This is a genomic window from Phaeobacter sp. JH204B (genome assembly GCF_048055755.1).
Classification (GTDB): domain Bacteria; phylum Pseudomonadota; class Alphaproteobacteria; order Rhodobacterales; family Rhodobacteraceae; genus Phaeobacter; species Phaeobacter bryozoorum.
In genome coordinates this window covers 93,141-116,180 of the sequence record NZ_JAYMXF010000033.1, presented here as the reverse complement: position 1 = coordinate 116,180, position 23,040 = coordinate 93,141, and the positions used below count along the sequence as shown (strand labels likewise).

At 58.1% G+C, this 23,040-nt stretch carries 20 protein-coding genes and 1 tRNA gene; 18 read left to right on the top strand and 3 right to left on the bottom strand.

The window, feature by feature from the left end; all coding sequences use genetic code 11:
* Positions 1-48 precede the first annotated feature (48 nt).
* From VXL81_RS18925 to VXL81_RS18900, 6 genes are all read left to right on the top strand, one after another.
* The gene (locus VXL81_RS18925) at positions 49-1,725 is read left to right on the top strand and encodes a Na/Pi cotransporter family protein (RefSeq protein ID WP_340546456.1); all 1,677 of its coding nucleotides are present in this window, start codon (positions 49-51) and stop codon (positions 1,723-1,725) included.
* Between the two features lie 38 nt (positions 1,726-1,763).
* The gene (locus tag VXL81_RS18920) at positions 1,764-2,603 is read left to right on the top strand and encodes a hypothetical protein (RefSeq protein WP_416555618.1); all 840 of its coding nucleotides are present in this window, start codon (positions 1,764-1,766) and stop codon (positions 2,601-2,603) included.
* Between the two features lie 305 nt (positions 2,604-2,908).
* The gene (locus VXL81_RS18915) at positions 2,909-4,033 is read left to right on the top strand and encodes an extracellular solute-binding protein (RefSeq protein WP_340546458.1); all 1,125 of its coding nucleotides are present in this window, start codon (positions 2,909-2,911) and stop codon (positions 4,031-4,033) included.
* Positions 4,034-4,185: 152 nt separating this feature from the next.
* Entirely contained in the window at positions 4,186-5,298 is a 1,113-nt protein-coding gene (locus VXL81_RS18910) for an ABC transporter ATP-binding protein (protein ID WP_340546459.1), read from the top strand.
* 13 nt (positions 5,299-5,311) lie between these two features.
* Complete coding sequence (locus VXL81_RS18905) at positions 5,312-6,232, top strand: ABC transporter permease (protein ID WP_340546460.1); 921 nt, start codon at positions 5,312-5,314, stop codon at positions 6,230-6,232.
* Positions 6,229-7,545, top strand: a complete 1,317-nt coding sequence (locus VXL81_RS18900) for an ABC transporter permease (RefSeq protein WP_416555616.1) — start codon at positions 6,229-6,231, stop codon at positions 7,543-7,545. The genes VXL81_RS18905 and VXL81_RS18900 overlap by 4 nt, the downstream gene beginning before the upstream one ends.
* 174 nt (positions 7,546-7,719) lie before the next feature.
* Here VXL81_RS18900 and VXL81_RS18895 read toward each other — a convergent pair whose 3' ends face one another.
* Complete coding sequence (locus VXL81_RS18895; RefSeq protein ID WP_416555614.1) at positions 7,720-11,130, bottom strand: glycosyltransferase; 3,411 nt, start codon at positions 11,128-11,130, stop codon at positions 7,720-7,722.
* Between the two features lie 329 nt (positions 11,131-11,459).
* On the opposite strand from VXL81_RS18895, the gene VXL81_RS18890 reads away from it, so the two are divergent.
* Positions 11,460-13,853, top strand: a complete 2,394-nt coding sequence (locus tag VXL81_RS18890) for a DUF3131 domain-containing protein (protein ID WP_416555612.1) — start codon at positions 11,460-11,462, stop codon at positions 13,851-13,853.
* Between the two features lie 26 nt (positions 13,854-13,879).
* On the opposite strand, the gene VXL81_RS18885 is transcribed toward VXL81_RS18890, so the two are convergent.
* Complete coding sequence (locus VXL81_RS18885) at positions 13,880-14,500, bottom strand: hypothetical protein (RefSeq protein ID WP_416543498.1); 621 nt, start codon at positions 14,498-14,500, stop codon at positions 13,880-13,882.
* A gap of 1,111 nt (positions 14,501-15,611) precedes the next feature.
* Positions 15,612-15,686 (bottom strand) — tRNA-Thr (locus tag VXL81_RS18880).
* Between the two features lie 85 nt (positions 15,687-15,771).
* Between VXL81_RS18880 and VXL81_RS18875 the strand changes: the two genes are divergently transcribed.
* The 11 genes from VXL81_RS18875 (at position 15,772) to infA (ending at position 22,938) form a co-directional block, all read left to right on the top strand.
* Positions 15,772-15,951: a hypothetical protein gene (locus VXL81_RS18875; RefSeq protein WP_416555610.1), complete on the top strand. Its 180-nt coding sequence runs from the start codon at positions 15,772-15,774 to the stop codon at positions 15,949-15,951.
* Between the two features lie 6 nt (positions 15,952-15,957).
* The gene (murA, locus tag VXL81_RS18870; protein ID WP_340546466.1) at positions 15,958-17,229 is read left to right on the top strand and encodes a UDP-N-acetylglucosamine 1-carboxyvinyltransferase; all 1,272 of its coding nucleotides are present in this window, start codon (positions 15,958-15,960) and stop codon (positions 17,227-17,229) included.
* Positions 17,229-17,705 (top strand): DUF2948 family protein, encoded by a 477-nt coding sequence (locus tag VXL81_RS18865; protein ID WP_416538300.1) that lies wholly within the window; start codon positions 17,229-17,231, stop codon positions 17,703-17,705. The genes murA and VXL81_RS18865 overlap by 1 nt, the downstream gene beginning before the upstream one ends.
* Entirely contained in the window at positions 17,702-18,244 is a 543-nt protein-coding gene (locus VXL81_RS18860; protein ID WP_416538301.1) for a GNAT family N-acetyltransferase, read from the top strand. Before VXL81_RS18865 ends, VXL81_RS18860 begins: the two co-directional genes overlap by 4 nt.
* A gap of 69 nt (positions 18,245-18,313) precedes the next feature.
* The gene (hisD, locus tag VXL81_RS18855; protein ID WP_416555608.1) at positions 18,314-19,615 is read left to right on the top strand and encodes a histidinol dehydrogenase; all 1,302 of its coding nucleotides are present in this window, start codon (positions 18,314-18,316) and stop codon (positions 19,613-19,615) included.
* Positions 19,616-19,773: 158 nt separating this feature from the next.
* Positions 19,774-20,253: a UPF0262 family protein gene (locus VXL81_RS18850; protein WP_340546470.1), complete on the top strand. Its 480-nt coding sequence runs from the start codon at positions 19,774-19,776 to the stop codon at positions 20,251-20,253.
* A gap of 3 nt (positions 20,254-20,256) precedes the next feature.
* Positions 20,257-20,715, top strand: coding sequence for a low molecular weight phosphatase family protein (locus tag VXL81_RS18845; RefSeq protein WP_416555606.1), 459 nt, complete (start codon positions 20,257-20,259; stop codon positions 20,713-20,715).
* Positions 20,712-21,107: a ketosteroid isomerase-related protein gene (locus VXL81_RS18840; protein ID WP_340546472.1), complete on the top strand. Its 396-nt coding sequence runs from the start codon at positions 20,712-20,714 to the stop codon at positions 21,105-21,107. Before VXL81_RS18845 ends, VXL81_RS18840 begins: the two co-directional genes overlap by 4 nt.
* A complete protein-coding gene (locus tag VXL81_RS18835; RefSeq protein WP_416555604.1) occupies positions 21,107-21,697 on the top strand; it encodes a GNAT family N-acetyltransferase in 591 nt (196 codons plus the stop codon). Before VXL81_RS18840 ends, VXL81_RS18835 begins: the two co-directional genes overlap by 1 nt.
* Positions 21,698-21,756: 59 nt before the next feature.
* Entirely contained in the window at positions 21,757-22,635 is an 879-nt protein-coding gene (locus VXL81_RS18830) for a carbon-nitrogen hydrolase family protein (RefSeq protein ID WP_416555602.1), read from the top strand.
* Positions 22,636-22,719: 84 nt separating this feature from the next.
* Positions 22,720-22,938 carry a translation initiation factor IF-1 gene (gene infA / locus VXL81_RS18825; protein WP_005978431.1) on the top strand — a complete coding sequence of 73 codons (219 nt, stop codon included), beginning with the start codon at positions 22,720-22,722 and terminating at the stop codon, positions 22,936-22,938.
* Positions 22,939-23,040: the final 102 nt, after the last annotated feature.

The window sequence follows — 23,040 nt, the reverse complement described above, 5'->3', positions numbered from 1 at the left end:
AGCGGTAACGTCACGACGCTGCCCAACAAAAGGACAAGACATAACTCTATGGCCATATTGAGCTTTCTGACCAGCCTTGCCGGTGCCGTCATGTTGCTGCTGTTTGCGGTACGGATGGTGCGGACCGGTATTGAACGCAGCTACGGCGCGACGTTCCAGCGGCTATTGACCGGGCAGCGCAGCCTTGTGCAGGCCAGCTTCGTGGGGATTGGCATGGCCATCGTTCTGCAAAGCTCTGCCGCGGTTGCCCTGCTGACCTCGGGATTTGCGGCAAGCGGTTTGCTGTCCTTTGCCTCTGGTCTGGCGATTGTTCTGGGTGGCGACCTTGGATCGGCGCTTATCATTCAGCTCTTGTCGTTCCAGCTCGACTGGCTGGTGCCCGTGCTGCTGGCTGTCGGTGGCTATCTTTTCGTCAAGGTCGAGGCGAAGAAGGCCCGGCAAATGGGGCGCATTCTGATGGGGATCGCCTTTATTCTGATTTCGCTGCGGTTCCTGCGCGAGGCTATGGACCCCATCCGGGAGAGCGCGTTCCTACCGGCAATCGCGGAATATCTCGCCCGGGATTACATCACGGCGTTTCTCGTGGGCGCTGCGCTGGCCTTTGTCATGCACTCTTCGGTGGCGGCCATCCTCATGTGCGTCACCCTCGTTCAGATCGATGCGATCCCTTTCGCGGCCGGGTTGTCCCTGGTCCTGGGGGCCAATTTCGGCTCGGCCTTCATTCCGGTCTGGCTGAGCCGAGGGATGCCTGCGCCAGGGCGGCGTGTGCCGCTTGCGAATTTGGGACTGCGTGGAACCTGGGCAGTGATCTGCGTCTTTGGCGCCAATATCGCTTTGCGGGCGGGTGTTCTGGGCGCACCTGAGGGCGGCCAGATGCTGGTCTATGCGCATCTTCTGTTCAACACATCGCTGTTGATCCTGGCGCTGCCGTTCTGCGGAATGCTGCATGGTGTCATGACCAGCCTGATACCAAACCCGACCCCTCTGCAGGGCAACACGCACGGGCTGCCGGTGAGCGTATTGAACACAGATGATTACCGGCAACCCAATCAGGCGATCAGCAGCCTGAAACGCGAACTGCTGCGGATGTCGGATCTGGTCGGTGCGATGTTCCGACCAATTCCCGATCTTTATCAGCACGGCGACCGTGCCCAGATCAAGGCGGTGCAGGCTCTGGATCGGGAAGTGAACAGCTGCCTGTCGGGTATCCGAAGCTACGTGGCTGGCATGCCAAGCGAAGGGTTCGGCAAAGAAAATGCCAAGGTTGCCCGAGATCTGGTTGAATATGCCATCCGGCTGGAGACGGCCGGCGACGTGGTGGATGAACGGCTCGCCGTCCTAGCTGCGTCCATGCACAAGAAGGGGGTGCGGTTCTCAAAAGAAGGCTGGGCAGAAATCACCCGTATGCACGAGGTGATCGTCGCCAATATGCAGCTTGCATCGAATGTGCTGATCTCGGACGACCTGGAAAGCGCACGCTTGCTGAGCCTTGAGAAAACCGAGGTCAAGCGGATGGAACGTGACAGCCGTAAGCGCCATCTGCGCCGATTGCAGCGCGGCGCCGCGGAAAGTTTCGAGAGCTCGGATATCCATCTCGAGACATTGCGCGCGCTGCGGGAATTCAACAGCCATATCGCCGCCATCGCCTATCCGATCCTATACCGCAACGGGCAGCTGCTGGAGACCCGTTTGATCCAGGATATGCCTGCGGACGAAATGGACTGATGTGTGTTCTGGAGCCCCGCTAGCTGTGAAAGCCTGATATGACGCCATTTGTGATTGCCATCATTCTGTCGGCCGCGTTGCTGCACGCGATCTGGAATGCCATTGTAAAGACGGCGATCGACAGGACCACGACGCTGGGTCTGGTGGCTTTGGGGCACGTCATCCCCGGGGCGGTCATGGTGGCCACGCTACCTTTGCCGGATGTGGCAAGCCTGCCCTACATCGGCGTGTCGACGGTGGTGCATTTTGGGTATTTCTACATGCTCGGTCGCGCGTATCATCACGGCGACCTGAGCGTCGTCTATCCCATTGCACGTGGCATTGTCCCAGCGTTGGTTTCGCTCTGGGCGATGATCTTTGTCGGGGAAATCCTGCCGGTGCAGGCCTGGGTGGGAATCGCGCTCATTGCTGGGGGGATTCAGCTTAGCAGTTGGAAGGCGCTGCGATCAGGGGTCGGGCAGAGCGCTTTGTGGTACGCGCTGGGCACCGGTTTTTTCATCTCACTATATTCGCTGGTTGACGGCATTGGCGTGCGTCTGTCTGGCAACACGGTCAGCTACTGGGCTTGGGGCGCGTTTCTCCATGTCTTTGTCGCGGCGTTTGTTCTTCTGCGGAAACGTGCAACACTGCCCGATGTGCCTGTCGGGGTCTGGGCTTTGGGGGTCGCCGGCGGTCTGGTATCTATGTGCGCCTACGGGTTGGTTCTCTTTGCCAAGAACTTTGCGCCGCTGGGGGCTGTATCTGCCCTGCGGGAAACGTCGGTTATCTTTGCCGCGCTGATCGGGTTTCTGATCCTGAAAGAGGGCAACTGGAAACGGCGTCTTGGGGCGGCTGTGCTCATGGCGGCGGGGGTAGCGCTCATCGGCATGGCGGTTTGAGGGTTTCGGCGATTTTGTGAACACTTCCACAGTGTTGCATCGTTGACGTGAGAGGCGCCAAAGGCGCAGACTGACTGCGGTGGAACCATGTGGGAGTCGGCGTCTTCGCTGACAAACGCGCATAAGTTTCGTTCCGAATGTCTAGGGATGGAACTGAAACTGGCACCATAAATACGCCTGTAGGGCCTCTTCTGGCCTTATCGAATTCTGAATCTGTCACTGTAGCAATCGGAGTGTGTTTCGCAGAGTTCCACTACCAAAAAAGAAAAACAAAAGACCAACAGATCCATAGGGAGAAAAAGAATATGACTGCAAAGTCCAATGTAACCCGCCGCTCGATTCTGAAGAGCGCTGGTGCGGCAGCCCTGGCAGCGCCGCTCTATTCCAAGAGCGCACTGGCCTCCTCCGGCGAGATCAACATTCTGATGTGGTCCGACTATCTGCCACCTGAGTTCATCGCCGGGTTCGAGGGTAAGACCGGGATCAAGGTGAACTACACAGGTATCGGGTCGAACGAAGAAATCATCAACAAGATGAAAGCCACGAAGGGGCAAGGCTTCGACATCGTTTCGCCAACCAACAACCGCTCCTTGCAATGGGGGCCACTGGAACTTCTGAAGCCGTTTGATCTCAATAAGGTAAATGTTGACGCGGTGAACCCGGCGATGGCGAAGATTGGTACAGATGCCTGGAACTTTGGCGACAATGGCGCCCATTGGCTGCCGCATATCTGGGGCACTGAGGGAATTGCCTACCGGACTGACAAGTGGCTGCCATCCGGCGATGCGCCGTCTTACGGCGATGTCTGGAGTGAAGAGAACGCAGGCAAGACCATGGGCCGTGCCCATTCCATGATGCTGGGTGCGGGGCTCTACATGGAGGCCGCCGGCGAAATGGAACCTGGCTCGATCTGGGCGGCGTATGAAGATGAAGACACCATGCGCAAGGTCTGGGGCCAGGTCACCGACTGGTGTGTGGCGCGCAAAAACCGGATCAAGCTGATCTGGAACGATGCGGATACCCAGAAAAACGGCCTGCTGAACGAAGGTGTCGTTGTCGGGCAGACCTGGGATGGACCGCCGCTTGCGCTGAAATCCGCAGGTGAGCCTGTTCATTATCAGGCACCGGTCGAGGGGGCGATGGCCTGGGTTGACGGCATGTCGATGCCAGTCGGCGCCCAGAACGAAGAGCAGGTCTATGCCTTTATCGACTATGCTTACCAGCAGGAACCTGCGGGCAAGGCAATCGACAGCCATGGGTACAATTCGCCCGTGCTGAAAGCGGATGATTACTCCGGCGATGTCTATAAGAAGAACTTTGCCGAAGCCTATCCCGGCAACAGCCTTGCCAATCTCAACCCATGGCCAGCTGAAGCCCCCTGGTACGCAGACGTACGGACCGAATTCGTCAACAAGTTCAAGAGCGCCTGATCACCTGATCGGGCAAGTACATCTGGCTCCCGTTTCGGCGGGGGCCAGCCACACGCCTGAGGGCGTAAATTCAACATATCATCAACCGGATGCTATCTGCATCGGCCGGGGGTTCGCCTCCGAACGAACGGTTGCACCGAGGGAGAGGCCACATGAGTGCTGGGGTAGGCGTAGATCTTGAAAACCTCTGGATCCGCTTTGGAGATTTCGTCGCCGTGCGCGACGCAAATGTCAAAATCAACGGAGGCGATTTCTTTTCGTTCCTGGGCCCGTCTGGCTGTGGCAAGACGACAATCTTGCGCGCGGTTTCCGGTTTCCTGGAGCCAAGCGAAGGGAACGTCTTGATTGGCGGCAACAACATGCGCGGGATTGGCCCGAACAAGCGCCCGACCGCGCTGATCTTTCAGAACCTTGCGCTGTTCCCGCTGATGAAGGTTTGGGAAAACATCACCTTCTCCATGGAGATCAACGGCGCGTCGGCAAAGGATCGGCGCAAGCGCGCGGATGAGCTTCTGGACATGATTGCACTGCCGGGGCAGGGGGACAAACTGCCGTCGGAACTGTCTGGCGGTCAGCGTCAGCGGGTTGCCATCGCGCGCGCGCTCTGCGCTGAGCCGGATGTGCTCCTGCTGGATGAACCGCTGTCGGCACTTGATCTCAAGCTGCGTCAGCACATGCGGACCGAACTGCGCGAAATTCAGCAGCGGGTCGGCATTACGTTTATCTATATCACCCACGATCAGGGCGAGGCGCTGACCATGTCCGACAATATCGCCGTCATGCGCGCCGGCGTGATCGACCAGATCGGCAACGGCAAGGCGGTCTATAACGATCCTGCAACGGCCTTTGCCGCATCCTTTGTCGGGGAGAACAACGTGTTCCGCGGCAAGGTGAAGCGGGTAATGGGGAATGAAGCGCTCATAGCGACGAACCGGTCCGGTAATCTTGTCGCGCGGATATCTTCTGCCAATCAGGGGAAGATGAAAGAGGGCGATGATGCGATGATGTTTATTCGCCCCGAAGCTTTTGCCTTGGCGCCGCAAGGGGCCACCGGTGATCATTTTGTGACCGCCAAGGTCAACCACGAGGAATTTGAAGGCAATGCCTTCAACATCTTCATGGAGGGAGACGGCGGTAAGGAGCTGAAGGTTTCCATCCCGAACCTTGGTCAGTCGTTCGACGATCACACAGGTCAAAACATCACCCTGGAATACGAGACGAAGAATGCCGTCGTCGTGCCCGCGGGTGAGCTGGCCGCAGAATAAGGAGGGCCAGATCATGCCAAGATTCCTGAGGGAATTCTTTAATCGCAACGGCTACGGACTGGGTTCGTTGATGCTTGGTCTCGTCCTGTTTTGGACTATCGGCCTCATCATTCTGCCGCAGCTGTCGATGCTCGACTTTTCATTCCGACCGAACCTGCCTCCACCAGAGATCGGCGGGCCAAAGGACGTCTATACGCTGGAGAACTACAAATATCTGGTCTTTGGCCCCGAGGGCGGTAGCCAAGACTACAATGCAGTTGATCTGCGGGTATTCTTCCGCACGCTCGTCGCTGCGGTCTGTGTCACGGTGTTCAACCTGATCCTTTGCTATCCGATCGCCTATTATCTCGCGCAGACCAAGGGCAATCACATCCGTATTTTTGCCCTGATGCTGATCATCCCCTATTGGATCAATGAAATCCTGCGGGCCTTTGCCCTGCGCATCATTTTCGGGGAAAGCGGTGTTTTGAACACGGCCCTCGTCGGGATGGGGGTTTTCGATACGCCGTTTGATTTCATTCGCAATGATATCGCGCTCTATGCAGGGCTTGGCTATGCCTACATCCTGTTGATGATCTTTCCGATCTATAACGTGATCGAAAGCCTGGATCGCAACCAGATCGAGGCCGCTCGAGACATGGGGGCCAGCTGGGCCAAGATCCACCAACGTGTTGTAATCCCCTATGCCAAACCAGGTATCAGCTCGGGGTGCACCATGGTGTTCATGCTCTCGGCGGGCGCTCTGGCGGCGCCGCAGATCCTGGGCGGCCCCTCGTCCTTGTGGTTCACGCAGTTGATCTACCAGCAGTTCAATGACAACTCCGACTGGCCGCAGGGTGCTGCCTATGCGGTGGTACTGCTTGTGACCTGTATCCTGTTGGTCCTGGCCGTCATGCGCCTGTTCAAGGTGAATATGGGAGATATCGGCAAATGAAGAATTTCTCCTTTCTGCGCCTGAGCGTCTGGTTCTATCTGGCGATATTCTTCGCCTATCTTCTGGGGCCGCTGGTGATCATGTCGGTCACCGCCTTCAACTCGCCGGGCTTTCCGCAAGCCACGCCATGGGAGTGCCTGACATTCGAATGGTTCTCTGCCCTGTTCCAGGACGAGCGCATTCTGAATGGCATCTGGAATTCTATTCTGGTGGGCGCGGGCACGGTGGTGCTGTCGGTGGCAATGGGTCTGGCGGGCGCTTTGATGCTAACGCAGATCTGGCCGAAGCTCCGGGCGACCTATTACACCGTCATCATCGCACCGATCCTGATACCGGGCGTGGTGATCGGTATTTCGACTCTGGTGTTCTGGGATCGTATCAACCGTATGGTTGGTCTGGGGGCGGATAGTTTCCTGTCCAATGGGCTGTTCTTGACCATCATCGGCCAATCCACCTTCATCGCCAGCTATTGTATGCTGGTGCTGGTGGCGCGTCTGCAGCGTTACGACATCGCGCTGACTGAGGCGGCGCTTGATCTGGGGGCGACCCATGCGCAGGCGTTCCGCAAGGTTCTGTTGCCATTCATGAAACCGGCAATTGCGTCGGCGGCGGTTCTTGCCTTCCTTGCTAGTTTTGAGAACTACAACACCACTACTTTCACCTTCGGCGAATATCCGACCCTGACAATCGAACTGGCGCAAAAGGTGCGCTACGGTATCACTCCGGCGATCTCTGCTCTGGCATTTATCATCGTTGTGCTGACGGTTTTTGCGGCGCTGTTCAACGAGGCAACAATCCGTCGGCGTGAGTTGGTCGCGGCGGCCCGCAAGGACGCGACGGTGGAAGAGCTGGAAAGTGGCCGACTTCGGCTGCCGGGGTTCCTCAGTTCGAACTGGGCGGCTCTTGGGCTAGTTGGGGTTGCCTGCTTCACCATTGTGATTGTCGGCACGGCGACTGTTTACAGCCCAGCCCAATGTATCGCCGAAGTGAAGGAGCAGAAACGGCTGGAAACCGAGCTGCGTATTCAGCAATTGCGTCAGCGCCGTGCCGAAGACGCTGCTCGCCGAGCAGCTGAAGAAGCCGAAAACGGGAGCTCTGATGCCGGAGACCCAACATCTGAGCCATCTGGCAGCGGTGGTAATAGCTCTGGGTTTGGCGGGGTATTTGACCCCAATGCTCTGGGTGGCGGAGACAGCGCTGCCCCTGAAGGCGAAGACGAAAGCTCGGCACCGGCAAGCGGCGGAAACTCCGCCTTCGGTGGCGCGTTCGATCCCAATGCGCTCTCGGGTGAAAGCACGTCTGACGGCAACTGAGCAACTCTGCGTGTAAAACGACAAAGCCCTGCCCAAGGTTCTCTCTTGGGCAGGGCTTATTTCATGCCAGACCAGTCCAGGTTGGTGACAGATCAATCTGGTTCCTCGAGCCCGTGAGAGGGGTAGGCCGCGATTTGCCCGATCCCGCAGGCCGGTTGTCATGCGGTCCGCAGGTCAGCTGAGATGGGCCCGGGCTGCAACTGTTGGCCGGACCGGCGCCTGAACGGATCCAAATCGACGTAGTTTGTGCCACCCCGTCAACCGCCCTGTCAGGATCCGCCACAGCGAGCGATAGACATTGATGATCAGCAATTGGCGATAAATGAAGCGGTTCAACAACAACAGCAGCACCATGGCACGCGGGGTCGATGGCTCGGACCGTACGGCATAATCAGCCATGATCATTTCCAGCAGCGGTAGCGCAAGGAAAATGGCGAGCACGGCATAATCACGAACGGTGAAGGCGTCAAAGGTGGTGCCGTCAAAGCTGGACACGAACCGCACCAACATGAGCACCAGCAACAGGTCGATAATCGGGCCAAGAAGCGGCATGATCACTCCGAAGACAACCAGATCCGTAAGCCCGACCAAGCCGACAGCATGGCCCTGACGGATGGTGCCGCGATGTTTCCATGCGGATTGCAGGATCCCGATCGACCAGCGCATCCGCTGTTTCATCAGCGTTCCGACGGATGCGGGCGCCTCGGTGTAGGCATATGCACGCTCCGCGGCACGGACCTCATACCCCTTTTCCAGGAGTGAGATGGTCAGATCGGTGTCTTCTGCCAGCGTCTGGCTGCTGTAGTAGCCACATTTGCGCACAGCGTCGGTTCGCCAGGCGCCAAATGCACCGGGTACAACCATGATCGCATTGATCGTTTCATAGGCGCGGCGGTCGATGTTCTGGGCGACCGTATACTCAAGCTTTTCCAGCTTTGTCAGAAGGTTGTTAGAGTTGCCGACCATGATTTTGCCAGCCACTGCACCAACGTTGGGGTTGCGCAAGGGCTGCATCAGACGGCGGATAGCATCCGGCGCGACGATGGTATCGGCATCAATCGCAACGACAAAGTCGGTGGTGACATGCGAGAAGGCGAGATTGGATGCTTTCCACTTGCCGCCATTGGGCTGACGCAGGATCTGTACCTTCGGGTTGCCTTTGTAAGTCTTTGTCACCAGCTCATAGGTGGAGTCCGTCGACCCGTCATCCACCACCAGCACTGATAGGTTGGGGTAGTCTGACTCCAGCACGCTGTAGATCGTCTTCAGGATGCTATTCTCTTCGTTATAGGCTGGGATCACCACCGTCACCGGGGCGGAAAAATCACCTGTCCGGTGGCGTAGATCCATGCGGTCGGCACGGCGGGAACGGATCGCCATTATGAACAGGACAAGAGCGCGGATGACCCCGAGAAGCACTGCAAATGGAACCACAAATGCCACCCACGTGGCGCTGTTTCCCACACCTGTAAAGGCCAGCGCTTCGAAGGGTTCAAGGCTGGCGACCTGCCGCGTCTCGTAGGGGCTTCCAAACCCGGCCATTGCCTGTTCTAGCGTCAGAAACTGATAGCCGCGCGCTTTCAGCTCGGGCAGCAACAGGCGTAGGGCGCTGATGGTACTGCTGCGCGGACCTCCGCCATCGTGCATGAGCAGCACCTGACCGCTGCCGTCCAAGGCTCCCAGAGTGTAGTCTACCAGTTGCTTCGGGCTCAGGCTGCGCCAATCCGGTGGCACGATATCGGCACCCAGGAGGTGATAACGTTGATCGATAATGGTCTTCAGCCGCCGCGCCAGATCGCCCTCCAGCGGTCCGGGACCACGCATATAGGGCGCGCGGAAAACAACTGGTGTGCGGCCGGTCAGCCAGGAAAAGATCCTTGACTGCAAAGCCAGTTCAACCTGCACCCGCGCAGGGGAGGCGCGATTGAGCTGCGGGTGAGAGAAGGTGTGCAGCCCGAAGTCGAATTCGGCTTCGGCGAGTGCGTTGACGACGTTCTTTTGCTCAAACATCTGATTGCCGACCATGAAGAACGTCGCAGGGACGTTGGCGGCATTCAGGATATCGAGGATCTCCTGCGTGTGGTCCTGCGACGGCCCGTCATCAAAGGTCAGGAGAATGGATTTGTCTGGCAAGACCCCGTAACGGTCCGCGATGACCGGCAAGGGCAGCGGATCGGTGATCGCATCGATGACCATGAGAGTTTCGGAATCGCGGGTCACGTGGCGACGGCCGACGACTTCGGTTTCGCTGAACCGCAGAAATGGGCCGGTGCCACGATACGAGACAAAGCTGTTCAGATCGATATCACGCAACGTGGCAAAGGCTTCGTCCGACAGGATATCTTCCTCGGCGAGCAGAGGCCAAATGGAGGGATCCTCTTGCCCCAGCCCCCAGATCGCAACACCGTCGATGCCAGCTTCTGCGACACTCAGCAACTGGCTGTAGTGGCTTACGGCATCCAGATACCAGATCATGTTTCGCTCGCCACCAGCGTCCATATAGGAGATCAGCCCGTGACCTTTTTCGGGTGCATAGCCCGCGAAGGCGCCATATTGGTCGGCCTGGGACATTGCATCTGCATAACTGATAAACTCCGGTGCACTCGTGCCAGTGGTCCAGTGCACACCACCAGCCGCGAGACCAATCACCAGTTTATCCTGAGGGATAGTGGTGCGCGCACGTTCGAGAACGGACTGGAACCAATCAAGCGGAGCTGGCGATTCTTCGTAGATCCCGAGACGGTAGCTGTTCTGAATGGCGGGCAGGATCACCCGCTCGGGCAATGCGCTGCCATAGGCAAGGGTTTCGATCTGGTCTGGCGCGATAACTGCACAGGTTTCCAGGTTTGCTGCCGCGAAGTCCCCTTTCACACCATCGAGATGGAGTAGAGCCTTTTGCAGGTTTTGCACCTCAAGCCGGCGCATATCAAAACACAGACCGGACCATCCCTGCCGCGCCGCAAGCGCTGCGGTATTAGACCAGTGACCAGACGCCTCGCTGCTGAGCGCGCTGGCCTGCACATGGATCAGCGGCTGGATCGGACTATCGCCAAAAGGGTTGGTCCGCACGACATAGGGCGTACTAAAATCCTGATTGCCGGACTGCAACCAGTCGACACCTTTGTCGCTGATGATCAGCCATTCGGGGACAAACACATTGATCGTGTTGCAGGTCCGTTGAACGGAGTTGGAAACGTCTTCGAGGTCCGCCGTTACAAAAGCGTATACTTTCGAGGGGTTATTGCTCGCACTGCGGGGCGTGCCTGTTTGGGTTTCGCAGGAACTGCCGCCCGCAATATCCGCGCTGGCGTAATCGCGGTCGAGCTGATCATTGCCCCCATCGCCTTCCAGATTGTCACTCTGCGGCAGGAAACGGCGCCAATCTTGGCTGATGTTATCCGCAGGCGCGCTGTTCTGAAACAATGGTCGCGCCAATTTGAACTCGGTGATCACATTCTGTGTCACGGCAATGATCATCGCCGCCGCTAGGGCGAGCGCAATCACAAACAACAGGACCGCCAGAAACGGCCGGGTTGCGTTGCCAGCTTTGAAGATCTGCTTCTCGGCGTCGGTCGAGAGAGCCATCTCGGCCGGCAGAATCTCAGTCGGAAATGTCTTGTGACGACGCGTTGAAGCAGCAGGAGCCTTTGCTCTGCTTTTCTTTGGCCCTGGCGTCGGCCGATTATCAGTCGTCGTGTACATCACTTGCCAACCCGTTCAAATAACGTGTTACTTTTTCAATTACTCGTTTGGGGGGCAGGCGATTTTCGCCAGTCGTGCTTGCGCGCGAACCATTTCGATTCCGCGACCGCTAATTAAGTTTTTAACAAAGTCCTAACGATAATTCAAGATGGGCATCGCGGCTCGTTCAAGTTATGGTAAACAGCGCCGAAACCAGAAAGTTGGACAGGGTAATGCGGTGGAAACGTCGTGAGTTTCTGGGGTTGGCCTCAGGTGGCCTGATAGGTGCAGCATGGCCGGCTGAAGCGCAGACAGATCACGCAGAGGGAATTCGGGCGTTTTCCATACTGCTGACAGGTGTGCATCCATCCCTGCCCGAGAACGCACTTGGCTCGCTGATCTTTGCGTTCCTGTCGCAAGGCGTTGCTTTGGCGGTTGAAGTTGAGTTCGATGACTTCGCCAGACACAGCCCGGATGCCGTTCATCCGGTCTTGTCGATGCTGAGTGACACGGCATCCAAAAACCGGACATTCGTCGAGATTGTCCCTGCCACGCGCGATCTCATGCAGAAGACGGGATATTTCAAGGCACGAGCACTCTGGAGCCTGCGATCACAGATTGATCGGCTTTTGCCGGGATCGATGGCGGCGGCGGCCCAGCCTGCGCATTTTTCGACCGTATCCACAAATGGCATGGAGGGCGACCTGAGGCAGGATGGCTTGCGGACCGGAGGGTGCACGACCGTGATATACGATGCGGTTGCTGATGCCGAACGCGAGGCGCTGCTTGGGCCGGCCGCAGTTCTGATGTTACCGCTTAAGGCGCGTCTTGATCTGAGATCAGCCCAGCAGAAGATGACATCCGGGCTTTTCTCCCAATTGGGGGACGGGACGGTGCTGGCCATTGATGTGGCGGAACTGCCGATTGATCCGGCACGCGCTTATGAGGTCGGTCAACGTATCGCCGCGAGTGTCAATCGCGCGCGCCTTTCAGGGTATCTTCTGTCGGTCCTGCCGCGAGAACTCTACAAACGGTGTTGTGCTTTCCTGCCAAACCACTCCCGGCACTATGTCATTCTGCCCGAGTTCCCTGAGAGTGGGGAAGGCTATGACGCGTTACTGGGCCAGGCGCGGGCACGTCTCGGCGTTGACTGTGTGACTCTGGTGCGCGGCGGGGAGCGTCGCGCGGATGGTGCTTTGTTGTTGGAGACCCGTGACGGGGAGCAGCGTCGTCTGGGAGCGCCGGGCCTGGGGCCTGACGGCGAACCGGTGGAAGGCCCGCTCTTCCTTGCCGATGAGGTTGCGCCGCAGCGGGGAGACGTGCGGCATCCGGATGCTGTCTTCGTTCATAAGGTTGACGCTGTTGGCAAGCTCGCCGCCAAGATTCCGGCCGCGAATGGGATCTGCCTTAATTATCCTACAGGAATTGTTGACCCGGCGCATGAGTTGCTGCTGGAGGCGCGAGAGGCACTGCGCAGTACTGATTTGGCGCCGGAGCCGCCTGTGTTTAATGAGGCCATGATGGCCGACGCACAACTGGCCTACAGCTATCTGGAACAGGCAGAGATGAGCGCCACCGGGTTGGCGCTGACCGTCAGGAAGCAGATTAACGGTAAGTCTTTCAACAACTATGAAATTACGATGTGGGATGTCGGCAGCCTGATACTGGGGCTGCTCGCCGCAATTGATCTGGATCTGGCGCCCGCTGACAAGATCTATCGCCGCATCAAGAAGATCATGGCATCCCTGCCGGTGATCACTGACGGGGACATGGCCTATCCGCCTACGCTGATCAATGTGCGGGATGCGTCTATCGAACGCCGCGGCTTTGATGCCTGTGATTTTGCACGCCTGAGCAGTGCCGTGACCCGGGCCGCGAAACATGCGGCGCTTGCGGAGGCGTCGTCTCAGCTAATGAAGAAATGGGAAATTGCGGGCCTTATGCAGGGTGGTGTGCTGAAGAATATTCTGAAGACACGAATCCAGTCGTCGTATCTGTCGCATTGCGCCCACTATCAGACGCGTATTCTGCCGTTGCTGGGTCAGCCTGATACGCGATCTCCTTATCGCGAGGCCTTCGTCGGGGATACCGTCGCCGACAGAACGGTCAGTCTACTCTATACGGTGGATCAGATTGGTATTCTGCCCTCCGAACCGCTGCTGCTGGAATATGTCGAGTTGGGGCCCTCGGCGGAATGCGCGGTCCTCACCGATATCTTCCTTGGGGCGATGAAGCATCACTATGATCAGACCGGGCAATTGCTGGCGCCATCAGAGACCCCAATCGATACAGCGCCCTGGTTTGTCTATCAGGGGTTCGATCTTGGCCATGAAACGCGATGGAATGTCAGTTATCGAAAGGGGCGCGATGTGCTCTTTGAGCCTGTGGCGACCAGCCCCTACGGGATCTTTTCAACCAAAGCGGCTTATCTGTGGTATGCGGTGCGGCCATGCGCGTTCAGCCTGAAGATGCTGGAAACCGCACAGAGCCGCGCCCGAATTGATGGTTTTGGCATGAGCAGTGGCCTGTTCCTTGACGGCTATGGGCAAATGGCAAACCATGCTGACCTTAACACCAATGGGATCGTCCTGCAGGCGCTTGCGCATCTGAAGCGCCGCGCCCGCTAGGGTTAGCGAATTGGATCGCGACCAAGTTAACTCACCGGGCGGAAGACCTGACAGCCGCTGGCCGAGATTTCGCCCTGTGCAACAGGATAGCCGCGCCGTGGGTTGAGGCGGATGGGCTGCATCCCCGTCAATCGGTTCATGCAGCGTTCGGTGTCGCGGACAGAGTTTCGCTTGCCCCCGATGTAAATGTCGAGCCAGGGGCGGCCATTCTTGCCGGTATGGCAGGGACCATTTTGTGGCTGGTGCCCGTCGCCACATACATCTTCTACGATTGCGTATTTGCGCAGGCGCTCGATGTAAAACCGTGTGCCTGCCGGGAAGTCCAACGTCTGGCGCCCGCGCCGAATGGCATGTCCCACCGCGATGGTAATTGGGTCATTATAAGTGCCGGTTCCGCCGGCCTGGCGCCGCAGGACCGGGCGCGCAATGGCGGCACTGCCGGGGGGAGTGTTATCCCAATAGCTGTAGCCGGTAAGATACCCTTCGAATCTCACCTCGGTGCCACGTTTGACGAATTCGTCCAGCTGACTCTTGATATTGTTGTTGATGCTTTGCGCCGGGAGCATTCCGGCAGAAACGCTCATCATGGTCAGTGCAGCGGCAGCCACTGCAGTTTTTCGAATAATAGAGTTCCAGATCGTCGACATGACGTGTTCCTTGTCGAGGGCAGCCTCGTGCTATCGCGGCTGATAGGGAGATCAGCACGCTGGTTTTGGGACAGCTCACCCGGCGCACCGACTGCATGTCGATGCGTTCCAGGCGGCCGGGTTCGGTATTGCCCTGTCGGCAGTTATTGGTGTCGTGTGGTGGCCCGAGAACTGGCGTTCCCGGCAGGGGTGCAAAACGATGACGCGTCCATTTCGTTGGTCCCGTTCCGCAGCGCCTCACGACTGAAGCAAAGCGGATACACCAGATATGGTGTCGTACTCAAAGTGAGCCCACCGGTTTTGGCGGGAACCTTCCAATGGATAAGCGGATTTCAGGCAGCATCGATTTTGGCGGCCACTTGATTTTTTTAAGAGTTTGGAGTCGCGGCGCGGCACCATCGTCGTTTCCAGCGCGGCCTGAGGCAGAGCGCCAACGTCGGCTCGGCTAGATGCGATAGATCGCTCAAGCTGTGTCTCAACGAAAACACGCTGTCTCTGCACGCGCTGAATGTGGGGAGGACCCGGGAAAGTTGGACGCTTGCCTGTATGATCTGCCCTGCGAGCTGTCGGTTGAAAAACCGTAGCCTTGGCCCGCATTTTTCACTTTGGTCCAAACAGACTGGATCGACCCCATACCGCTTGGCACCAGCCGGCACGATGCCCGGCCTTGTCCTGGTCGGCGGGCGGTCGTGTTGCACTTGATTTGTCATTCAACCCTCCTGTTCCGGGTGCTGCTGCGGCGCCGCGCCCCGCTTAGCTCGCGGGATTGCGGTCCTTGGCAATGAGAATGACGGCTGAAAATTAAAATCAGCCTTAACCAGAGTGATTCGCGCATCGCAATCTGTAGACAATTTGATTCAACGGCGGTTAACCGCTGACAGTCTCAAGCAGCTGTCGGCGTTGTTGCTGAAATGGCAACGAATCGGAGTTCGAATGCTCAGGATCGATTCGGTCTCGAGGGGCGTTGTGCTCGACCGGTGGGCTGTCGGCGGACAATCTGTGGGAGAAGCTCTGCAATCGCGAAGGATCCCTGCATACGGAGGGGGTAGCGGCCGAGAATGGCGGCTTCAGATATGCTGTTAAGCATATAAACTTGCGATGTTCTGGAAACTGGTGCTGCTGGAGAGAATTGAACTCTCGACCTCTCCCTTACCAAGGGAGTGCTCTACCTCTGAGCTACAGCAGCGCCGGTGAGGGGGCTTTTAGGCATAAACGAAGTGGGGTGCAAGAGCATTCTGGACGGTTTTTTCACACTCCGGTACAGAAGATCTATGGCAGAGAAGAAAACAGTAAAAAGCGGCGGGTCAGCGCCCACACGCGAAGATCGGTTGAAGGCCGCATTGAAGGCGAATATGGGCCGTCGGAAGGCTCAGGCCAAGGCGCGTGCGGTAAAAGGCGACAGTATCGAACGCAGGGCCGACGACCTCTCAACAGGCAGTTCCAAGGAGTAAGGGCAGATGGATTCGATTTTGGTGACCGGGAATGGCCCGCTCAAGGGGCAGATTCCCATCGCGGGTGCAAAAAACGCCTGTCTCACGCTGATGCCGGCAACCATGCTGAGCGAGGAGCCGCTGACGCTGACAAATGCGCCGCGGCTTTCGGATATTCGCACCATGACGACCTTGTTGCAGTCGCTGGGAGCCGAGGTGTCGACGCTGCAGGATGGCCAAGTGCTGGCGATGTCCAGCCATGACATCAACAATCATACCGCAGACTACGATATCGTGCGTAAAATGCGGGCGTCGATTCTGGTTCTGGGGCCAATGTTGGCACGCGATGGTCATGCGGTTGTCTCGCTGCCTGGTGGCTGTGCCATTGGGGCGCGTCCGGTAGATCTGCACCTGAAAGCGCTGGAAGCGCTGGGGGCAGAGCTGGAACTGAAAGACGGTTACGTCCATGCCAAGGCGCCGATGGGCGGCTTGAAAGGTGGCACTATCGATTTCCCCTTGGTTTCAGTCGGCGCGACCGAAAATGCCCTGATGGCCGCGACTTTGGCCAAAGGCACCACCGTGATCAACAACGCGGCGCGGGAGCCTGAAATCGTCGACCTGGCGCAGTGCTTGCGCAAGATGGGTGCTCAGATCGAAGGTGAAGGCACCTCGACGATCACAATTCAGGGCGTGGATCGTCTGCACGGCGCCACCCATCCGGTTGTTACCGACCGGATCGAGCTGGGCACCTATATGCTGGCGCCAGCGATCTGCGGTGGTGAGGTTGAGCTGCTCGGCGGAAAACGGTCCTTGATCGAGGCGTTCTGTGATAAGTTGGAGGCCGCCGGCGTCGAGATCACCGAGAATGAGAACAGCCTGACCGTGCGCCGCGGCAGTAACCGCGTTCAGGCCGTGGATGTCGTGACCGAACCGTTCCCCGGTTTTCCGACCGATCTTCAGGCGCAGATGATGGCCCTGATGTGCACGGCCGAGGGAACCAGCGTTCTGGAAGAGAAGATCTTTGAGAACAGGTTTATGCATGCGCCGGAGCTGATGCGCATGGGCGCGAAGATCGACGTGCATGGTGGCCATGCTACCGTGACCGGCGTCGAAAAACTGAAAGGAGCACCGGTGATGGCCACCGATCTGCGTGCCTCGGTTTCCCTGATCCTTGCCGGCCTCGCGGCAGAGGGTGAAACCAAGGTTAGTCGGGTCTATCATCTGGACCGCGGCTACGAGCATGTGGTGCGGAAGTTGTCGTCGGTCGGTGCCAAGATCGAACGGATCCAGGAGCAGTGATGTCAGATGCCAGTTTCGACGATGGGCGCGAAGCGCCGCTGAATCTTGGTGCCCTGGGTCCCGACGATCTGCAGGTCATCGCCTCGCTCGCACAGGATGCGGTGTTTCCGGTGACGGAAATCAGCTGGCGCCCGACCGAACGGCGTTTTGCCCTGCTGCTGAACCGGTTCCGCTGGGAGGACAAGGACGCCGCTGAAAGGCGCGGACGCCCTTATGAACGGGTGCAGAGTGTACTGGTGGTCGATCAGGTGCTGTCTGTAGCGTCGCAACGGGTGGATCGCAAAGAGCGCGATCTTATCCTGTCTCTCCTATCGCTGAGTTTTGAGCCCGGTACCGACGGTGACGGGCATATTGTCCTGACGCTTGCCGGTGATGGGGCCATCCGTCTGGCTGTCGAGGCGATTGAGGTGACCTTGCGCGATGTGACGCGTCCCTATCAGGCACCATCGGGTCGGGCACCGCAGCACGAGACATGATGTTGCGCCGACTGGTCAAGGCTGATCTTGCGGATCTTCGTGCCCTGTGGCGCGAGGGGCTGACAGAGTTTCCTGCGTCATTTCTGATGACCGTGGAAGAAGCCGACAGCATTCCGGATGCGGCTCTGATCAGCGGCTTCGAGAGCGGCGCCTATTGGGGCGCGTTTGCCGAGGAACGGTTGGTGGGTTTTGCCGTGCTACGGCAGGGGGGATTGTCACGCATTTCCCATACCGCCGATCTGGGGCCTTTCTATATCTCACGTGCCTATCAAGGTCAGGGGATGGCCCGAGCCCTATTGACGCAAGTTCTGGGTCACGCGCGCGAGATTGGATTGACCCAGGTCGAGCTTTGCGTGGATCAGGAAAACAAGAAAGCGCAAAGGCTCTATCAGCAGGCCGGTTTTCGCCCATTCGGTCTTCGCCCCCGTTCGGTGATGTTGGGAAGTGAGCCCCGACATGATGTGCTGATGCTATGTCCGCTGGATGATACTCTGCCGCCGGACATGATATCGCAACTGGCGCGGCGGGTGCTGCGCTGACATCAACGCAAGCAATCATCTTGAGACTGAGGGCTGGGGGCTATATTGCAGGCGCAAAGGAGAGCCATGATGCCCGTTTTTCTAAACGCGTCCGACGCTGATTTCGAAAAGGCCTTTACCGCGCTTCTGGGCGCGAAACGTGAAGACAGTCCCGATGTGGATGCTGTGGTTGCCGATATTATCGCAGATGTCCGCGCCCGTGGCGATGCCGCGCTGATTGAGCTGACCGCAAAATTCGACCGGTTGCAGCTGACAGCCGATCAGCTGCGAATCTCTGACGCCGAAATTGACGCGGCTGTGCAGGCGGTCTCTGGCGAGGAACGTGCAGCGCTTGAGCTGGCGGTCGATCGAATTCGCGCCTATCACGCACGGCAGATGCCTGCGGATGATGCGTGGCAGGATGATACTGGCGCGTCATTGGGGTGGCGCTGGTCGGCGGTATCGGCCGCAGGTCTTTATGTGCCGGGGGGGCTGGCGAGTTATCCGTCCTCTGTGCTGATGAATGCGGTTCCGGCGAAGGTTGCCGGTGTTGAACGGCTCGCGGTTGTGGTTCCGACGCCGGATGGGCAGATCAACCCGTTGGTTCTGCTGGCGGCGCGGTTGGCGGGCGTCGATGAAATATACCGTATCGGTGGTGCGCAGGCGATTGCGGCCCTTGCCTATGGAACCGAGAGCATCGCCCCTGTCGACAAAATCACCGGCCCCGGAAACGCATTTGTTGCTGCGGCAAAACGGCGTGTTTTCGGGAAGGTAGGCATCGACATGATTGCAGGGCCGTCCGAGATCCTAGTGATTGCGGACAAGGACAACGACCCAGACTGGATCGCGCTGGATCTGCTGAGTCAGGCTGAGCATGACGAAAGTGCGCAGTCGATCCTGATCACCGATGATGAAGGATTTGGGCGGGCCGTGGCGGAAGCGGTCGAGCAACGATTGAAGACGTTGGAGCGTGCCGCCATCGCTGGCCCCAGCTGGCGCGACTATGGTGCCGTGATTACCGTGCCGGATCTTGCAGAGGCAGCGCGGCTTTCGAACCGCATCGCGCCCGAGCATCTTGAACTCTGTGTTGCTGATCCGCGCGCGCTCAGCGAAAAGACCATTCATGCCGGGGCGATCTTCCTTGGCCAATATACGCCCGAAGCCATCGGTGATTATATCGGCGGACCGAACCACGTGTTGCCAACGGCGCGATCTGCACGGTTCTCATCTGGCCTGTCAGTCATGGATTTCCTGAAGCGCACGACGCTGAGTGAGATCACGCCTGAGGCGCTGCGGGCTATCGGACCTGCGGCCGAGACACTTGCGAAAAGCGAAAGCCTGCAGGCCCATGGTCTGTCTATCCGCGCCCGGCTGAATCGGTTGAATCAGTAATGCAACGGAGAAGGCCGTGACGAATTGCGGGGCGGCCTTCAGATGCGAGACTGTCCCAAGAGACACATCCTTGCGGCACATCGTGCCCCGCGGATTGCCGTTGCAGCGGCCATCGGCTAGTCAGTTATCTGTATGACCCGCGCACAGAGATCTGACCCATGAGCCGCATCAGCCAAATTGACCTTGATGACAGTAACTTGCCGCCGCCGACGCCCGAGATTGAGCAGGAGCGCCGGGTCGCCATTTTCGACCTGATCGAGGACAACAGCTTTGCCCTACCAGCGCGCGGCGAGCGCGAGGTGCCAGAAGGTCCCTATCATCTAGGTCTTGCGATCCGGGATAAGCGGTTGGTGTTTGATGTGGCGTCCGAAGCCGGGGAGAAAGCGGCGGAATTCCATCTGTCACTGTCGCCGTTCCGTCAGGTCGTCAAAGACTACTATCAGATCTGCGAGAGCTATTTCACAGCTGTTAAGACCCTGCCGCCCAGTCAGATCGAGACGATCGACATGGCCCGCCGAGGTATCCATAACGAAGGCAGCCGCGTTCTTCAGGAACGTCTGGAAGGGAAGGCCGAGATTGATACGGATACGGCGCGCCGCCTCTTCACGCTGATTTGCGTTCTGCATTTTGGGGGCTGAAGCGTGAGCGAGTTGCCACAGTCGATTTTGTTCTGCTGTGACCACAACGCGGTCCGTTCCCCTATGGCCGAGGGGATCATGAAGCAATTTTATGGCTCTGGCACCTATGTGCAGTCGGTCGGTGTCAAGAATGATATGGAAATCGACGGTTTCTGCATCGCGGTCTGCCAGGAGATCGGCGTTGAATTGTCGCGTCATCGCTCGCGGTCGTTTGACGAAATGGAGCAATGGGGCGACGACCTGTCGTCTTTTGATCTAGTCGTGGCTTTGTCGCCTGCCAGCCAGAGACGGGCCCTGGAACTCACCCGGTTTTTTCACCTCGATGTCGAATATTGGCCAATTATGGACCCAACTGGACTGGGGGAAACCCGGGATGCCAAGCTAGACAGCTACAGGCAAACCCGATCCCAGATCATCCAGCGCCTGACTGAGCGCTGGGGTAACCCATTGGAGGCAAAATGAACCGTACCGTCACCCGATATTTTGAAGCATTCAACGCCAAAGATACCGAAGCCATGCTGTCGTGTCTTTCCGATGACGTGGCCCACCACGTGAACGAAGGCAAAATCCGCACCGGTAAGGCGTTGTTTGCCGAGTTTTGCGCCCATATGAGCCGCTGCTACGACGAAAACCTCACCGATATGGTGATTTTCGATAATGAAGACGGTACCCGGGCGGCTGCCGAATACATCGTGAACGGCGTCTACCTCGAAACCGATGCAGGTCTGCCCGAAGCGCATCGGCAAAGCTACCGCCTTCCCGCCGGGTCGTTCTTCGATCTGAAGGACGGCAAGATCATCCGCGTGACGACATATTACAACCTGGCGGATTGGACGGCGCAGGTCTCTGGCTGATGGACCTTCAATTGGAGGTTTTGCGTGGCGCGGCCTTGGCTGAAGCGATTGATGACATCGCCCGCCTTCGCATAGCTGTCTTTCGCGATTGGCCTTATCTCTATGATGGCGATTTGGCCTACGAACGCAGTTATCTGCAAAGCTATCTGGACAGCGACCGGTCTATCGTAATTGGGGCATGGGATGGCGGGGCGCTTGTTGGTGCTTCGACCGGCGCACCTCTCGCGGATCACGCAGAGGATTTTGCCGCTGCGTTCGACGGAACCGGCTTGGCGCTGACGGATGTTTTCTACTGCGCCGAATCCGTGCTGTTGCCACAGTATCGCGGGCGCGGGCTTGGGCACAGTTTCTTTGATATGCGGGAGGCCCATGCCCGAAATCTCGGCTTTTGCGTATCCGCGTTTTGCAGCGTTCAACGTCCGGGCGACCATCCCGCCAGGCCCGAGGTGTACCATGATCTACACAGTTTCTGGCACAAACGGGGTTACTCCCCCATGCCGGGTGTGATGGCTCGTTTTTCGTGGCGTGACGTGGGAGATGTGGAGGAAACCCGAAAACCGCTTCAATTCTGGTCACGCAGCTTGACCTGAGCGGTCTCGTGCAGCTCAGCTCTTCTCAGCCGTTCGATGTCAAACGACAGGAAAATCTCATGAAAATCGCCACTGCTGCCTATCCGCTCGATTGGTTTGATGACTGGTCCGAATATGATGCCAAAATCACCCATTGGGTAGAAGAAGCGGCTGAACAGGGAGCAGAGCTGCTGGTGTTTCCCGAATATGGCGCGATGGAGCTGTCCACGCTCGATGGTGCCGAGGTTGCCGGAAATCTGGAACAATCCCTACATGCGGTTTCCAGCCGGATGCCTGAAGTCGATGCCTTGCACCTGCGTCTCGCCGCGCAATTCGGAGTGCATATTCTTGGAGCATCGGCGCCCGTATTTGATGGCCGGGATCGTCCGGTTAATCGTGCGACCCTATATGCCCCGAACGGCAGGAAGGGCGTTCAAGACAAGCAGATCATGACCATGTTTGAGCGTGATCCATGGGAGGTGGTCGGTGGCGGCCCACTCAAAGTGTTTGACACCGAACTGGGCAAGATCGGCATCCTCATCTGCTACGATAGTGAATTTCCGCTTTTGGGACGGGCGCTTGCAGATGTGGATCTATTGTTGGTGCCGTCCTGCACGGAGGCACTGGCGGGCTATTGGCGGGTCCGCATCGGCGCCATGGCCCGCGCGCTCGAAAATCAGTGCGTCTCGGTGATGTCGTCTATCGTAGGCCCTGCGGAATGGTCAGAGGCCGTGGATCAGAATACCGGAACGGGTGGCATATTTGGACCGCCTGATACCGGCTTCCCCGCGACTGGTGTCTTGGCCGAGGGCATATTGAACAAGCCGGGCTGGACCTATGCCGACATTGATCTTGAGGCGATTGCCCATGTGCGCCGCAATGGCGTTGTACGCAACCGCACGCATTGGGACGAAAGGGCAGAACCTGAGAAATCGGTCACAATATGTCAGCTGCGGTGATTGCGCCCTTGAAAATCTGGGAAAAAGCGCTCATTTAAGCGCACGTCCCGCAGACTCGCGGGAAACCGCAATTATGGAGATAACATGGCCAAGGAAGATACGCTCGAATTTCCCGGTGTCGTGAAGGAACTCCTGCCCAATGCGACGTTTCGGGTCGAGCTGGAAAACGGCCATGAGATCATCGCACATACGGCAGGCAAGATGCGCAAGAACCGCATCCGTGTTCTGGCTGGCGACAAGGTACAGGTTGAAATGACCCCATACGACCTGACTAAGGGACGGATCAACTACCGCTTCAAGTAAGCGTGGCGATCCCTCATATGAACAAAGCCCGGCCTTCGAGCCGGGCTTTTGTTTTGGGTGCAGCTCGCAGCGTGCTGGGTTGGGCTTTCCCCGGTCCGGCAG

Bases quoted from the DNA above. Each gene is read 5' to 3' on its own strand.
- VXL81_RS18925 (WP_340546456.1), top strand. From the start codon at position 49: ATGGCCATATTGAGCTTTCTGACCAGCCTTGCCGGTGCCGTCATGTTG.
- VXL81_RS18865 (WP_416538300.1), top strand. From the start codon at position 17,229: ATGTCAGATGCCAGTTTCGACGATGGGCGCGAAGCGCCGCTGAATCTT.
- VXL81_RS18860 (WP_416538301.1), top strand. From the start codon at position 17,702: ATGATGTTGCGCCGACTGGTCAAGGCTGATCTTGCGGATCTTCGTGCC.
- VXL81_RS18910 (WP_340546459.1), top strand. From the start codon at position 4,186: ATGAGTGCTGGGGTAGGCGTAGATCTTGAAAACCTCTGGATCCGCTTT.
- VXL81_RS18905 (WP_340546460.1), top strand. From the start codon at position 5,312: ATGCCAAGATTCCTGAGGGAATTCTTTAATCGCAACGGCTACGGACTG.
- VXL81_RS18895 (WP_416555614.1), bottom strand. From the start codon at position 11,130: ATGGCTCTCTCGACCGACGCCGAGAAGCAGATCTTCAAAGCTGGCAAC.
- VXL81_RS18875 (WP_416555610.1), top strand. From the start codon at position 15,772: ATGGCAGAGAAGAAAACAGTAAAAAGCGGCGGGTCAGCGCCCACACGC.
- VXL81_RS18835 (WP_416555604.1), top strand. From the start codon at position 21,107: ATGGACCTTCAATTGGAGGTTTTGCGTGGCGCGGCCTTGGCTGAAGCG.
- VXL81_RS18885 (WP_416543498.1), bottom strand. From the start codon at position 14,500: ATGTCGACGATCTGGAACTCTATTATTCGAAAAACTGCAGTGGCTGCC.
- VXL81_RS18920 (WP_416555618.1), top strand. From the start codon at position 1,764: ATGACGCCATTTGTGATTGCCATCATTCTGTCGGCCGCGTTGCTGCAC.
- murA (WP_340546466.1), top strand. From the start codon at position 15,958: ATGGATTCGATTTTGGTGACCGGGAATGGCCCGCTCAAGGGGCAGATT.
- hisD (WP_416555608.1), top strand. From the start codon at position 18,314: ATGCCCGTTTTTCTAAACGCGTCCGACGCTGATTTCGAAAAGGCCTTT.
- VXL81_RS18900 (WP_416555616.1), top strand. From the start codon at position 6,229: ATGAAGAATTTCTCCTTTCTGCGCCTGAGCGTCTGGTTCTATCTGGCG.
- VXL81_RS18830 (WP_416555602.1), top strand. From the start codon at position 21,757: ATGAAAATCGCCACTGCTGCCTATCCGCTCGATTGGTTTGATGACTGG.
- VXL81_RS18915 (WP_340546458.1), top strand. From the start codon at position 2,909: ATGACTGCAAAGTCCAATGTAACCCGCCGCTCGATTCTGAAGAGCGCT.
- infA (WP_005978431.1), top strand. From the start codon at position 22,720: ATGGCCAAGGAAGATACGCTCGAATTTCCCGGTGTCGTGAAGGAACTC.
- VXL81_RS18840 (WP_340546472.1), top strand. From the start codon at position 20,712: ATGAACCGTACCGTCACCCGATATTTTGAAGCATTCAACGCCAAAGAT.
- VXL81_RS18850 (WP_340546470.1), top strand. From the start codon at position 19,774: ATGAGCCGCATCAGCCAAATTGACCTTGATGACAGTAACTTGCCGCCG.
- VXL81_RS18890 (WP_416555612.1), top strand. From the start codon at position 11,460: ATGCGGTGGAAACGTCGTGAGTTTCTGGGGTTGGCCTCAGGTGGCCTG.